The sequence below is a fragment of the Streptomyces thermocarboxydus genome (assembly GCF_024760485.1).
In the GTDB taxonomy this organism is placed as follows: domain Bacteria; phylum Actinomycetota; class Actinomycetes; order Streptomycetales; family Streptomycetaceae; genus Streptomyces; species Streptomyces cellulosae.
The window spans coordinates 3392983-3407471 of sequence record NZ_CP058273.1 but is presented as its reverse complement, the minus strand read 5'-3'; the positions used below and the strand labels follow the sequence as shown (position 1 = coordinate 3407471).

Here is a 14489-nt window from a genome sequence, read left to right as displayed (position 1 = left end):
ATCGCGCGTCGCCCCGTTGATCGCGCGTCGCGGGTCAGCTCGCGCGCCAGTACCCGAGCGCCTGCACCCGCTGCTTGGGCAGCCCCAGCTCCTTGCGGACGAAGGCGCCCAGCGCGCGGGTGGTCGCGGTGTCGCAGGCGATCCACACGTACGGGTCCGCAGAGGTGCGCAGCAGGTCCGGCAGTTCGGCGCGGACGCGGTTCACCAGGGCCGCGCCCGCGTCCCGCCGGGGCGCCTCGCGCACCCTGTGCCGTGCGGGGGCGCCCGCGAACGGCAGCCCGTCGAGCGAGCCCTCGAACCATATGGTCGCCGGGGCGTCACCCAGGGCGCCCAGCAGCGAGTTGACGGCAGGGAGGGAGGCGGGGGCGCCGACCACGTAGACATGGGACGGGGAGGGGTCCGGGTGTGCGAAGCCCGTGCCCTGCACGGTCGCCTCGATCGTGTCCCCGGCCTTCGCCGCCCGTGCCCAGTCGCCGGCGCACCCCTCGTGCAGCGCGAACTCCAGCGCGAAGGTGCCGGTCTCCGGGTCCGGGTCGACCAGCGTGTACGCGCGCTGGTGCGGCTTGCCCGCGTTGTCGAACCACAGCCGTACCCACATCGTGGGGTGGACGCCGGTCGCCGCCAGCATCCCGCCGTCGGTGAAGGCGATCCGCCGGCAGCCGGCGGTGACGTCCTCGGCGCCGGTCACCGTGCACTCGAAATCCTGCGCGCGCAGCAGTCCGAGGACCGCGCCCTCCCAGCCCCGCCCCGTCGCGGCTGCACCCTTCGCGTACGATTCCGTCACGTCACGGTTGACTTAGGGGAGCCTAACCTAAATCGAAATGGGGGCACAGTGTCCGGTGCGATCTTCCGGGACCCCTGGGGGATTCCCCATCTGCGGGCGGACGGCATGCGTGAACTCGCGCGCCTTCAGGGCCTGGTGACCGCCCGCGACCGCGGCTGGCAGATCGAGGTGGAGCGCCACCGCGCCCAGGGCACCTCGGCCTCCTTCCTCGGCGCGGGCGAGCTGTCCTGGGACGTGCTGGTCCGGCGCGCCCGGGTCGCCGACACCGCCCGCCGCTGCCTCGCCCGCCTGGAGGAGCGCGACCCGGAGACCGCCGACTGGCTCCGGGCGTACGTCACCGGCGTCAACGAAGGCCTCGACGGGCATGACGCCCCGGAGTTCGCCCGCGCCGGTGTCCTCCCCGGCCGCTGGGAGCCGTGGACACCGCTGGCCGTGTGGCTGTCCACGCACCTCCTCTTCGCCGGCTTCCCCGCCAAGCTGTGGCGCGACCACGCCGCCGCGCGCCTCGGGGCGGACGCGGTGGGCCTGTTCGCCGCCGACGGCCCCGGGACGTCCGGCAGCAACGGCTGGCTGGTCGCGGGGGAGCGCACGGTCACCGGGCAGGCGGTCGTCGCCGGCGACCCGCACCGCTACATCGAGGACCCCGGCGTCTATCAGCAGATCCGGCTGGCCTGCCCGGAGTTCGACGTCGTCGGCCTCGCCGTGCCCGGCGTCCCCGGCATCGCCCACTTCGGCCACACCGGCACGGTCGCCTGGGCCATCACCAACGCCATGGCCGACTACCAGGACCTCTACCGCGAGCGGCTGCGCCGCACCGGCGCCGGGATCGAGGCGCTCGGCCCGGACGGCGTCTGGCGGCGGGCCGCCCGGCACACCGAGACCGTCGAGGTCGCGGGCGAGGACCCCGTCGAGGTGGAGGTCGTCGAGACCGAGCGGGGGCCCGTCGTCATCGGCGGCCCCGAGGGCCTCGACGGGGAGGTGCCCGAGCCGGGGGAGCCCCCGCTCGCCGTGGCCCTGCGCTATCCGCCCCGCGTCACCGGCGACCTCGGCTTCGGCGCCCTGCTGCCGCTGCTGCGGGCCCGCCGTGTCGCCGACGTGGACCGGGCCGCCGATCTGTGGGCCGAGCCCGTCAACGTCGTCCTCGCCGCCGACACCGAGGGCGGCACCCTGCACCGGGTGGCCGGCCGCGTCCCCGTGCGCTCCGACGCCAACCGCGTCCGCCTGGTGCCCGCGTGGGAGCCCGGGCACGAGTGGCGGGGCTGGCACGAGACGCCCCGCGCCGGGCTGGACGACGGTCTCGCCGTGATGGCCAACCAGCGCGGTCCCGCGGCCCCGCTCGGCGTGGAGTTCGCCCCGCCGCACCGCGCCCGCCGCATCGCCGCCCTGCTCGCCCGCCGGCACCGCTGGTCCGCCGCCGACATGGCCGCCATCCACTCCGACACCCACCTCGCCTCCGCCGCGCCCCTCCTGGACCACCTGGCCGCGCTCGACACCCCGGGACTCACCGGCCCCGCGTCCGCCCTGCGCGCGCGGCTGCTCGCCTGGGACCGGTACATGGACGCCGGCAGCGCCGACGCGGCCGTCTTCGCGGCCCTGCGCAGCGCGGTCGTACGCCGACTGGCCGCCGAGCCCGCCCTCGCTGCCGCCGCGACCCCGCCGCCGTACCCGGATGTCTTCCGCCCCTGGCTCGCTCTGGTCCCGCGCATCGGGTTCGCCCTGGAGCATCTGCTCTCCGCGCGGGACCTGTTCGGCATCGACCGCCCCGCCGTCGTCCGCGCCGCCTTGGAGGAGGTGGCCGCCGCGCCGCCCGCCGGCACCTGGGGCGACACCCACCGCCTCGCGCCCTGGCGGGCCCTGCCGCCCGAGGACCCTCGGGAGGAACCCGGCCTGTCCGGCGACCACGACTGCGTCCTGTGCACCTCCGCCGTGCCCGGCGTCACCGACCTCGCCGCCCGCGGCCCGGCCGCCCGCTACGTGTGGGACCTGGCCCGGCGCGAGGACAGCCGCTGGGTCGTGCCGCACGGCGCCTCGGGCCGCCCCGGCTCGCCCCACCACCGCGACCAGCAGCCGCTGTGGCTCGCCGGAGACCTGGCCCCGGTCGTCACCGACTGGGCGAGACTGACGAAGGAGACCGATGTCTGACCCGTACGCCTCCCGCCCGGCCGTCCACGAGCAGACGGCCGGCGGCTTCGGCACCGTGCGCGTCCTGCCGCTGGACCCGGCCGCCGACGCGCCCCTGCTGCACCGCTGGGTGAGTGAGGAACGCGCCGTGTTCTGGGGCATGAACGGCCTGACCGAGCAGCAGGTCCTCGACGTCTACGCACACATGGAGACCCTCGACACCCACCACGCGTACCTCCTCGTCAAGGACGGCGAGGCGGCCGGACTGCTCCAGACGTACGAGCCGGAGGCCGACCGGGTGGGCGAGTGCTACCCCGTCGAGCCGGGCGACATCGGCATGCACCTGCTGCTCGCGCCCCCGGAGCCGGGCGGGAGCCGCTCCGGCTGGACCGCGGGGCTCGCGGCCGCCGTCACCGCGTACCTCCTGCTGGGTCTGGACCGGCGGCGTATCGTCGTCGACCCGGACGTCGCCAACGAGAAGGCGATCACCCGGTTCGCGCGGCAGGGCTTCGTCACCGGGCCCCGGGTGGTGCTGCCGGAGGTCGACCTGCCGGACGTGTACCTCCCGGAGAAGCACGCACAACTCGCTTTCCTCACCCGGGAGGTAGCCTTCGGAGGGTGACCCCCGACGACCTCGTCGCCCACTTCCGACTGGAGCCGATCCCCCGGGAGGGAGGCCGATTCCGGCAGACCTGGGCCGGTCCCGCCCGGCCCGACGGCCGCCCCGAGGGCACCGCCATCGTCGCCCTGCTCACCGACGCACCCGGCGATTACTCAGCCCTGCACCGCCTGCCCGCCGACGAGACCTGGCACCACTATCTCGGCGACCCGCTGAGCATGCTGCTGCTCGCCCCCGACGGCACCAGCAGCACCCCGGTCCTCGGCCCCGACGTGCTCGCCGGCCAGCACGTCCAGCTCACCGTCCCCGCCGGCACCTGGATGGGCGCCCGCGTCGCCGACGGCGGCTCCTGGACCCTCTTCGGCTGCACGATGGCCCCCGGCTTCACCTACGACGGCTACGAACACGGCGACCCGGCCGAACTGGCCGCCCGCTACCCCGACCGGGCGGACCTCGTCGCGGAACTGGGCCGCCCATGAGCGGGCGGGGACTGCTGCACGGCCAGGTCGCCCTGGTCACCGGCGCGGGCGGCGGCATCGGCCGGGGCATCGCCCGCCGGCTCGCCGAGGAGGGCGCGGCCGTCGCCCTGCACTGCCGCACCTCCGTCGCGTCCGCCCAGGAGACGGCGGTCGCCATCCGGGACGCGGGCGACAGGGCCGTCGTCCTCAAGGCCGACCTCACCGACGAGGACGCCTGCCACCGGCTGGTCGCGGAGGCCGCCGAACGGTTCGGCGGCCGGCTCACCGCGCTGGTCAACAACGCGGGCGTCCAGCCCGTACAGGAGCTCGCCGGGATGACGGCGGCCGACTGGCGCGCGGTCGTGGACACCAACCTCACCGCCGTCTTCGCCTGCACCCAGGCGGCGGCACGGCTGATGCGCGACCAGGGCGGCGGCTCCGTCACCCACATCGCCTCCGTCGAGGCCGGCTTCCCCGCTCCCGGCCACGCCCACTACGGCGCGTCCAAGGCCGCGGTGGTGATGCACGCCCGCTCGGCGGCCCTGGAGTACGGCCCCTGGGGCGTGCGCGTCAACGCGGTGTCGCCCGGCCTGATCGACCGGGAGGGCCTGTCCGACGCCTGGCCGGAGGGCGTACGCCGCTGGCGGGAGGCGTCCGCGGTGGGCCGCCTCGGCCGCCCGGAGGACGTCGGCGACGCCTGCGTGTTCCTCGCCTCCCCGCTCGCGTCCTGGGTGACGGGCCACGACCTGGTGGTCGACGGAGGGGCGACGTCCCGCCCGACCTGGTGAATCCCTGACCGCCGCATTGAGCGGACCGCGCGTCCCGTCCGTACTCCACCGGAGGCGAACGGCCGGGAGGCGGGTACGACGTGGAGCGACGGCACGACGGGGCGACAGATGACCGGTCCCTGTGCATACGGGCGCTGGTGCTGCTGGGCAGCCTGCTGACGCTCCTCCTCGCGGGAGCGGCCCCGGCGAGCGCCCACGCGGCCCTGCGCGCCAGCGACCCCGAGGACGGAAGCGTCGTCAGGACGGCGCCCACCCACATCACGCTGACGTTCACCGAGTCCGTGGGCCTGCTCGAGGACTCCTTCCGGATCTACGGCCCCGACAACCGCCGCGTCCACATGGAGGAACCCGACCACGCGGCCGGCGCCGCCGACACGGCCCGCGCCGCACTGCCCCGGGGCCTCGACGAGGGCACGTACACGGTGGCGTGGCGGGTGGTCTCGGCGGACAGCCACCCGGTCTCGGGCGCGTTCACCTTCTCCGTCGGCAAACCGTCCCCCACCCCGCCCCCGGCCCCCGCCGACCACGCCGAACACCCGGTCACGAAGAGCCTGTACGACACCGGCCGCTACCTCGCGTACATCGCGGCGGCGCTGCTCATCGGCACGGCGGCGTTCGCGGCCCTGTGCCGCCCGCCGGACACGGGCCCGCTGCGGGCGCCGCTGCTGTTCGGCTGGTGGACGCTGCTGGTGACGACGGCGGGGCTGCTGATCCTGCGGGCGCCGTACGAGAAGGGGACGTCGCCGGGGACGGCACTGGACCTGTCGAGCTTCCCGGACACGCTGAGCGGCCGCCCGGGCATGGCCCTCATGACCCGCGTGCTGCTGCTCCTGACGGCGGCGCTGCTCGTGCCCTTCTTGCGTCGTGCCGCGCACCGCACCCGTGTGACGGCGGGCGCGGTTCTCGCCGTCGCTCTGGCGCTGACGTGGGCGTCGGCGGAGCACGCGTCGGCCGGGATCCAGGTGCCGGTGGCCATGACGTCGTCGGTGCTGCACCTGCTGGCGATGGCGGCCTGGCTCGGCGGCCTCACCGCCCTCCTGCTCACCCTCCACCGCGCGCGGACACCGCCGCCGTACGAGACGGTGACCCGCTTCTCCCGCCTGGCGTTCACGTCGGTGACGGTCCTGGTCGTCACCGGCGCGTACCAGTCCTGGCGGGGGCTCGGCTCCTGGTCCGCCCTGACGGACACGGCGTACGGCCGCACGCTCACTGTGAAGCTGGCGGCGACGGTGTTCCTGCTGCTCGCGGCGGCCCTGTCCCGCCGCTGGACGGCGCTGCCGGCCCGCCCGGCGGCGGCCGAGGAACACGTACCGCAACTGGTGGGCGCGACGGGCCCGCCCCCCGAACCGAGGACCACGCACGTGACGCACGCGACCGCCGCCGAACCGGAAGCCGCCCACCGCCGCGCCCTGCGCCACTCCGTCCTGGCGGAGGTGGTGGTCGCGGTGGTCGTCCTGCTGGTCACCACGGTGCTGACCGGCACACTGCCCTCGCGGGCGGAGGCGGAGGCCGCGAAGGCGCCCGAGCCGCAGGTGGCGGGCCTGCCCGGCGCGCAGGCGCTGACGGTCCCCTACGACACGGGGACGCCCGGCGGCAGCGGCACGATCCAGCTCACGATGGACCCGGGCCGCGTCGGCGAGAACGGCCTCCAGGCGGTGGTCTTCGGCCCCCAGGGCGCCCTGACCGCCGTCCCGGAACTGCGCGTCACCTTCACCCTCCCGTCCAAGGACGTGGGCCCCATCGACGCCGGCCTCACCGACAGGGGCGGCTACTGGGCCACCAACGACCTCACCCTCCCCCTGGAGGGCGCCTGGACGATGAAGCTGACGGTGCGGGTGTCGGACGTCGACCAGGTGACGGTGGAGCGGGGGGTGCGGATCACCCGGTGACGGTGATCCGCGCGGCGGCCGGTCGAGGTCAGCGCTTCACACGGTTGCGCACGGCGAGGAGCGCGAGGGCGAGCAGACCCGGTTCGACGAGCCGCGCGGTCATCTCGACGTAGGTGCCGGTGGTGGTGAGGTCCTGCCCCGAGGCACGGAAGATCACCGAGTTGGCCACCACCCGCAGGGACTTCTCGAACCGCTCGCCCGAGAGGCGTTGCGCGTGAGGGCCGTCCGGATTGACGGGTGTCGGCTTCTTGGTCGTCAGGCTGATGCGCCGGCCGTCGGCAGTGCCCTCGCTGACCGGGTCGGGATCGGTCTTCGGGATCCCCCAGAGCATCATCGCGAACACTGTGGCCGTCATCGCCAGCAGCAACCAGGTGAGAGCGCGCGTGGCACGCAGGCCGTAGCCGGAGAGCGCCCAGTAGAGCCACAGGAGCGTGCGCTCCCCGCGCGAGGCCGAGTCGCTGTGGCGGCGCATCTCCATCTCGCCGTAGTAGAAGTCGGCCGCCCCGGGTTCGTTCCGGCCGTCCTCGAGAGCCTTGCGCAGTTGCCGGTAGACCGGCGCCAGCACCTCAGGGGAGTGGTGCTCGTTGTTGTCCGGCGCCGCGGTCCAGCCGCGGTACCGGGGCGCACGCCAGTGATGTTCCTCGGCCAGGGTCCGGCGGTGGATCCAGCGCGGCCCGCCGGGGGGTTCCGCCAGGCGGCACCGGCCTTCGAGACGGAGCTGGTCCAGGTGCACCGCCTCGACGAAGAGACACCGGGTCAGGTCGACGTCGGCCAGCACCAGGTACGCCGCGTCCACGCCCTTGACCGAGACGACGCTCACCTGTTTCGGGGTGAGGCCCGGTTCCGCGATCTCCCCCTCCGGAGAGGCGAACGGTCGTGGCCGGCCGACGACGCTCACCGGGAACGCCGGCACCGCGTCGGTCAGGTCGACGTCGGCGTGCCGCAGGCGCAACGCCGCGGTGGACCCCCACCGGGTCCGCAGACAGCGCACCTCCTTGGCCGCCACCTCCAGCGTCACCGCGCTCTCGAACACGGCGTCCGAGAAGTCCACCGTCCCGGGGCAGACAAGAGGGCCGATCACAGCGGTACGCCGGAAGGCCGTCCGCCGGAAGTGCACGTCGGCCTCCGAAGTGGCGTTGAGGAAGGACAGGTCACCGCCGATCGTGGCGTCCCGGAACGTGACGTTCTGTGCGAAGTGCGCCCCGTCGAAGGGCATGTCGCCTTCGATGCCGGCCTTGTCGAAGCAGGCCGAACCCTTCTTGAAGTGCGCCCCCTCGAAGGAGGCCTTCCCGGCGACGCGCATGCCCGTGAAATCGGCACCTCGTTCGAAGTCGACGCCTTCGAAGTATGCCTCCGCGCACGTCAGGCTCCTGAAGCTCGCGCTACGCCCGACCCTCTCCACACAGAAGCGCAGCGTCCCCTCGAACCGGGCCTCGTTGAACCACGCGTCCCCGGCCACCCGGGTGTTGTCGAGCCACACGTCTCCCGCGACACGTGCCCTGGACAGCTGGAGGTCGCCCCCCGTGCACACCTCACGGAGATGCAGCATCGCGTCGAACACCGCCGACGCGAACGAGCAGCAGTCGTCGAACTCGACGTCCCGGACTTCCGCCTCGCCCGTGAACCGCACCTCGTCGAAGTCCGCCTTCCCCACCCGGGCCCGTCCCGTCGCCGGGTCCCTGAGGGGTGCGAGGAGCTCGTCGAGAAGGTCTTGCGTGAAGCGGGTCCCCCGGTGATCGAGGTCGGCTCCGGGCCGCAGCGCGGCGAGGTGAGCGGCGAGGTCGGCGCTGTCCAGATGTGCGAGACAGGCCGTGTACGGGTCCACCCGGCGCCCAGGGCAGCGCTCACCGCCTGCCGAGTGCCCGCAGCGCGGCCACGCCTCGGTGTCGGTTCCGGTCATGCCCGCCCCCGTCTCATACCGCCACGACCGTGAGGTCCTTCCGGTCGTGCCCCTTCGGCCGGTCGACCAGCGCCTCGACCACCCAGCGGCCGGGGGCCGCCTCCAGCACCGCCCGGTAGCGGTCGGGCTCGTACTCGCTGAAGACGACCGGCTGTTTCTCGCGGATGCGGCCCGAACGCCACATGTGGGTCCGCAGATCACGCTGCGGCAGGTCGTGCCCCAGCAGCTCGATCACGAACGGGCGGCCCGCGGCGACCGCGTCACGCGGGAAGTGCAGGACGATGCCCTCCGCGCCGGCCAGGCTCTGGCCGGGCGGGAGCCCTCTGCGGACCGCGAGCATCGTGTCGCGGAGAGCCGGGGCGCTCGCCAGGTCCGCGTTGCGGAAACCCGTCCACAGCATCGGCTCCGCACCGGTCCACTCCGCGAGCGCGGACCGGCGCGGAACCGTGCCGTCACCGGGTCCCAGCAGGTCGTCGGCGAGAACGTCCCCGCCGGGACCGGCCGGGAGCACGAGGGCCTCGGAGGTCGGGAAGCCGATGCTGCCGAGGCAGTGCACCCCGTACGGGCGAGGGCCCGACCGCGCGTGCCGGTCACAGGCCAGCCGGAACTCCTCGTGGAAAGCCAGCGCCTGGTGGACGGCCTCGGAGGGGAGCCCGGGCACCGGGCGCTGCGTGAGCATCCGCTCGTGCCTTCCTCCCTCGGAACGCAACGAGGGGAAGACCGGCAGCATCTCGGCGACCGACGGCAGACCGAGCGCCCACTCGCGCAGCGCCTCGTTGAGCCGGGCGGCCACGTCCCCGTGGGCGCCCGCCTCGCCGGGAACCGCCTGGCCGGCCAGCAGCCGGGCGGCCTGGACCAGCCCCTTCTGCGGGGTGCCCAGGGTGATCAGGGTCCGTGCCGTTTCCCGGCCGTCCTCGCACTCCAGGTAGTGCCGCCCGACCAGGCCGCCCGTTCCGTGGCAGACCAGGATGACCCGCGGATCGTCCGGCCGGTCCGGGTGGTGGGCGTCGGCCTCGGCCCGCCAGCGGTCGAGTTCGCGCGCCACCCGCTCCTTCAGCTGCCGCGCCACCAGCCGGTGGGAGAGCCGCCAGTCGTACCCGAACGGCACGAACTGCGCGTTCGGCGGATCCCCGAGAGCGGCTCGGAGCTCCGGGTACCCGAGGCAGGACAGCAGCCCAGGGACGGAGTCCGGCACCTGAAGCAGCCCCCCGGCGTCCAGACGGTGAGGGTCGTCGGGCAGCGCGTCACCCAGTCCCGGCGGGAGGGCCACCTCGGTGAGCGCCGAGGCGGCCGAGTCGAGCAGCCGTTCGCTGCACCGCGCCCAGACGTCCTGGCCGTCCCGGCACAGCCGGGTGCCGAGGAACCCCGGGACGAAGACCACCAGATCGTGTTCCATTCACTCTCCCCCTGTCCTGGCGCCGAGGAACGCGTGCGGCAGCCGGATCAGATCGCACCGGTCCTCACCCTGCAGCGCCATCACCAGCCCCTCCGCGTCCGTCGCGGTCGCGACGGCGTGCACGGCATACCCCCTGTCGGTGATCCCCGTGCCGTCCAGCCACCGCTGGGACCACACGTCCCACGGGCGGGACACCGACTCCCGCGTGCAGACCAGCAGCACCGGCTCCTCCACCGGGCCGGCGAACACCAGGGACGTGACGTCGGGGAAGACGCCCGGCAGCCGTTCCGGGGGGTGAGGACTCCCGTCGCCGTGGCAGTTCTTGACGTACACGCTCCCGTGGTCCGCCCAGGCCAGCAGGGGCATGGAGACGTCGTCCTCGTCGTCGTAGTGCTCCCCGAGCGCGAGGCAGGACGGGTGGGCGGTCAGCCGGACATGCTCATGGACGCCCTGCGCACCCTCGGTCCAGACCCGCAGTTGTTCGCTCAGGTCACCCGCCGTCCAGTACGAACCGTCGCGCAGGACCCTCACGTCGATACCGCAGAATCCCCGGTCGGCCGGGATCACGGGCAGCGCGGCCCCCGCGGACGAGAGGCCGGCGGGAATCTCGTGGCGTACCAGACGCCGGTCGTCCGCGACGCTCAGGCGCAGCGTGGTGCCGTCCGGGGCTGCGACGAGGCTCAGCGAGCGTGCGGGGATGCCCTTGTCACCGCGGAGGGGGATGTCCCGATGGGTCACCACCGCCAGACCGTCGTCGAGCCGCCACAGCCGCACGGACCGCTCCGCGGCCGCGGCCACGATCCAGCCGTCCGCCGTCCTGACCGCGTCCACGGCTGTCACGATCCGCCCGTCCTGTACGAGCTCCGTGGCCGGGAGCGACGCCGGGTCCCCCTGCCGTGGGCGGGAGACCCGGACCCGGTCGTGCCACGCCCGGCACAGCAGGGGCGGGCCCTCGGGGGCGCCGGTGAGGGAGAGGACCGGGCGTTCGTTGCTCGGCCGCCTCCGGCTTCCGTGACCGGACTCCAGCGCGGGCGCCACGTCCACCACGCGGATGTAGGGGCCATCGGCGATCGCCAGCAGCCCCTGGCCGTTCGGCTCGAACGCCATGGCGCCCTCCCGAGGCGCGTCGAGCGCGATGGTGGCCCGACGGTCCTCACGCTCGACGGACCAGACGCGCACGGCGACTTCCTCGTACCCGGCGAGCAGCAGTTCGTCGCCGCGCCGCCCGAAGACCAGGCCGCGCGTGTTCGACGGGTGGCTCCACACGGTCCGCAGGACCGGCTCGCCGCCGGGCGCGGCCTCGCAGCGCAGGACGTGCACGGCGGTGCCGTCGGCGACGGCGAGGTAACCCTCCCGGTCGGAGACCGGGAACGCCGCGGCCGCCATGGCCGGCGCGGCCATCCTCACCCCGACGTCGGCCGCGCACGTCCGCAGGCCGGCGCCCCGGTGCCGGGAGAGGACCACTTCGAGCAGCTCCACCCGCTCCGCGCCCGCGGTCAGGACGAACATCCGCATGCCCAGGACGAGGACCGCCAGCTGGCGGACGTCCCCGGTGCGGACCTGTGCCAGCCGGGTGTCCAGCTGGCTGCCGCCGTGCCAGGACCACGCCCACAGCCGGTCGCCGTCGGCCGCCAGGGCCACGCACTCGCCGCCCAGCTGGGCCGCCGACAGCGCACGTACGCTGCCGCCCCACCGGTACTCCTGGCCGGGAATCCTGGCGCCCGCGTGCCAGAAGTACACGGACTGGTCGTCGCGGGCGACGGTGGCCCAGCGGGCGCCGGCGCCCACCTCGCGCACCTCGCTCAGCGGACGTCCGCGTCCGGCGCCGCTCCGGGGCAGCCGCCGTGTCAGCAGCCGGGCCCCCGACTCCGGATGCAGGACGTGGATCTCCCCCAGTCCGCCCGCGGTCAGGGTGTCCGCCCGGGCCGGCCCGTCCGGTCCGCCGCCGGCGCGCCAGCTCAGGGCCCGGGCCCCGCCGGAGGGTGCCACGCGGCGCCATTCTGGAGGGTCGGGCGGCATGTCGGTCCAGTACTCCTCCCAGGGGAGGAAACGGACCTCGCGGCGCAGCATCCGGAACGTCCCGTCGCGGTGACTGACGAACGCCGTGGCACTGAGCAGCGCCTTCCGCTCCAGCAGCACCGGGTCGGACACCCGGCCCGACGCCCGGGGGAACGAACCCGCGACCCGGCCGTACAGCGCGGCGCCGTCACAGTCGCGGGCCAGGCCCGCCGCGAGCGGCAGCATGACGTCCGGGTTGGTGCGCAGCAGAAAGTCCACGTCCTCGAACAGCTCACGCAGCGCCTCGGGTCCCACCTGCGCGGCGTGGGCGCCCAGGTACTCGAGGGTGTAGTCGTCGGCCCTGCTCCAGTCGCCGCCGGCGCGGGCGCGCAGCGCGTCGAGCACCCGGCGGTGTGCCTCGCGTGTGGTCAGCCCGGCGTCGGCGAGGAAGAAGTCACCGAAACTCGGGTGGGCCAGTTGGTACCGGGTCCCCGTGTGCCGGCCGCTCTGCTGGGCGGCAACGATGCCGCCGCCCGCGCTCCGGCACACCTCCCGGACGTCCCCCGCGGTGAGTTCCCCTGTACCGGGCTCGCGCAGGGCGTCGGCCAGGGTCCGCCAAGACCGGTCCTGCGCCAGCCCGGGGCCCTGGGCCACAGCGAGCGCCCGCAGCACCTCACGGGCACGCTGGGCGCCAGGCTGTTCGCCGAGGTGGGCCGTCTCCTCCGCCAGCCGGGTCCGCAGGTCCGTGCCGCCGTCGCGCAGCCACGCGGTCAGGTCCGTCTCGGAGGCGACCGTGGGCCGCCGGGCGAGGCCGGTGGCGACCAGGCGGGCCACCAGGAACGAGCCGTGGCTCCGCTGAGCGACGATCTCCGCCGTCCACTCCCGGTCCTCCTGCCGCGCCTCGCCCCGGTAGGGGGAGCCCTCCGTGTCCAGGACGGACCGCACCATGCCGGCGATACCGGCCCGGGCCTCCGCGTCGTCTCCCAGGACCAGGGGCTCGACGCTGAGCTCCAGGGCGTCCAGCAGCGACTCCTCGTCCGAGGGAGCGGTGGTGCGCCGACGGGGCTGGGCCCGCGTGGTGACGACCACCCGGACACCGAGCGTCTTCGCCAGCGGGCCGAGGACGTGCCGGGCGATCGCGTGCGCCTGGTCGGGGAGGGCCTCGTCGAGCCCGTCGAAGAGGAGGTTCACCGAGCCCGCCTGGCCCACCAGCTGCTCGAAGGCGTCCGTGAACCGCTCCGAGGTCACCGGCTCCTCCGGCAGCGGCGGCGCACCGTCGATCGCCGACAGGACCTCCCGCAGCTGCGCGGCGAGCGAGTGAGCGGACTGGCCCTGGCAGCTCAGCGCCGCGTGGACCGTCCCCGTCCGGGGGAGCGTCGCCGGGTCGAGACCGGGACCGAGGGCCGCCCGCCAGCTGGGCAGCGAGGTGAGGGCGAGACGGCCCAGCAGCGCGGTCTTTCCCGTGCCCGCCAGGCCCGTCACCGCGAGCATTCCCTGCGGATGGGTGTCCATCCAGCGCACGATCCGGCTCAGCGCGTCCCGCCGGCCTGCGAAGTGCCGGTGCAGGTGGCTGTTGTCCTCGAGGCCGAACTGCTCGGCCTCGATCCAGGGCTTCCGCCGGGTCAGCGCGGCCGGCATGTAGACGCGCCGGTCGGACCGCTGGTGATACGGGTTGGCGAGGAAGCTGTTGGGCAGCGCCCGGATCTCCCAGCAGCCGGGCCGCTGCTCCGGTTCGTCCAGCCCGTCGTCCGCGGCGCGTGCGTCCACCGCCTGGCAGAGGTACGGCAGTGGCAGATACAGCGCCTGCGGCTCGAACGGGCGGGACGCGTCGTCCGCCGTGAAGTCCGGCTTGGCCAGCGCCTCCTCCAGCCACGTCACCCACCGGCCGGCCGGCACCTGGGCGTCCGCCCCCGAGGTGCCGATGACCGCGAAACCCTTTCGTCTGCTTGTCTGCGCCCGAACCACCGCGGGGTCGCGCTGCAGCTCCACGGCATGGCGCACCGCCTCGGTCAGCGAGTTGTAGCTCCGGGAGGAGCAGGCGTCGACGATCAGCAGGGTGTCCGCCTCGAACTCCGGCCGTAGCAGGAAGCCCACCAGATCGAGGAGAGGAACGGCCTTGTCGGGGTCGAACTCCCCCGACCCCCAGGAGTCGGCGCAGGCGAGGAAGTAGCCCTCGTCACGGCGCTGGACGCCGTGCCCCGTCCAGTAGAGGATCTTCTGCTCGGCACCGTCGGTGAGGAACTCCTCCAGCCCGGCCCACAGTTCCTGCCGGGTCGCCCCTCGCCGGTCGGCGCGCAGCGTGGCCCGGAATCCGAGCCGTTCCCGCACCGTACGGGTGAACCGGTCCCGCACCTCCACCAGTTGCGGCCGGTTCAGCCGCTGCCGCTCCGCCGGGTCCGGATGCGTGTACTCCGGTACGGCGACCGTGCCCACCAGGCGGGAAAAACGGTCCTCGGTGTTCTGTAAAGCCGGTCGCCCTTGCGTGCTGCTCCGTACCATGAGCTTCGACAGCACCCCCCGTGAGTGTCCACCACAG

The 14489-nt window shown here is 74.4% G+C and carries 9 protein-coding genes; 5 read left to right on the top strand and 4 right to left on the bottom strand.

Annotated features, from left to right (window positions below; genetic code table 11):
- Positions 1-34 precede the first annotated feature (34 nt).
- Entirely contained in the window at positions 35-784 is a 750-nt protein-coding gene (locus tag AY578_RS15660) for a siderophore-interacting protein (RefSeq protein ID WP_258902831.1), read from the bottom strand.
- Between the two features lie 48 nt (positions 785-832).
- On the opposite strand from AY578_RS15660, the gene AY578_RS15655 reads away from it, so the two are divergent.
- The 5 genes from AY578_RS15655 to AY578_RS15635 all read left to right on the top strand — a co-directional run bounded on the left by AY578_RS15655 (position 833) and on the right by AY578_RS15635 (position 6659).
- A complete protein-coding gene (locus AY578_RS15655; protein WP_136239734.1) occupies positions 833-2926 on the top strand; it encodes a penicillin acylase family protein in 2094 nt (697 codons plus the stop codon).
- Positions 2919-3527: a GNAT family N-acetyltransferase gene (locus AY578_RS15650; protein ID WP_258902827.1), complete on the top strand. Its 609-nt coding sequence runs from the start codon at positions 2919-2921 to the stop codon at positions 3525-3527. Before AY578_RS15655 ends, AY578_RS15650 begins: the two co-directional genes overlap by 8 nt.
- Complete coding sequence (locus AY578_RS15645) at positions 3524-4003, top strand: cupin domain-containing protein (RefSeq protein WP_258902825.1); 480 nt, start codon at positions 3524-3526, stop codon at positions 4001-4003. Before AY578_RS15650 ends, AY578_RS15645 begins: the two co-directional genes overlap by 4 nt.
- Positions 4000-4770 (top strand): SDR family NAD(P)-dependent oxidoreductase, encoded by a 771-nt coding sequence (locus AY578_RS15640; protein WP_258902824.1) that lies wholly within the window; start codon positions 4000-4002, stop codon positions 4768-4770. Before AY578_RS15645 ends, AY578_RS15640 begins: the two co-directional genes overlap by 4 nt.
- 137 nt (positions 4771-4907) lie before the next feature.
- Positions 4908-6659 carry a copper resistance CopC/CopD family protein gene (locus AY578_RS15635; protein WP_258907356.1) on the top strand — a complete coding sequence of 584 codons (1752 nt, stop codon included), beginning with the start codon at positions 4908-4910 and terminating at the stop codon, positions 6657-6659.
- Positions 6660-6687: 28 nt separating this feature from the next.
- Here the strand turns inward: AY578_RS15635 and AY578_RS15630 are convergent, their stop codons facing one another.
- The 3 genes from AY578_RS15630 to AY578_RS15620 are packed head-to-tail and all read right to left on the bottom strand — an operon-like array spanning position 6688 to position 14386.
- On the bottom strand, positions 6688-8559 hold the full coding sequence (locus AY578_RS15630) for a pentapeptide repeat-containing protein (RefSeq protein ID WP_258902823.1): 1872 nt from the start codon (positions 8557-8559) through the stop codon (positions 6688-6690).
- Between the two features lie 13 nt (positions 8560-8572).
- Positions 8573-9955 (bottom strand): esterase/lipase family protein, encoded by a 1383-nt coding sequence (locus AY578_RS15625; protein WP_210635374.1) that lies wholly within the window; start codon positions 9953-9955, stop codon positions 8573-8575.
- Positions 9956-14386: an AAA family ATPase gene (locus tag AY578_RS15620; RefSeq protein WP_258902822.1), complete on the bottom strand. Its 4431-nt coding sequence runs from the start codon at positions 14384-14386 to the stop codon at positions 9956-9958.
- Positions 14387-14489: the final 103 nt, after the last annotated feature.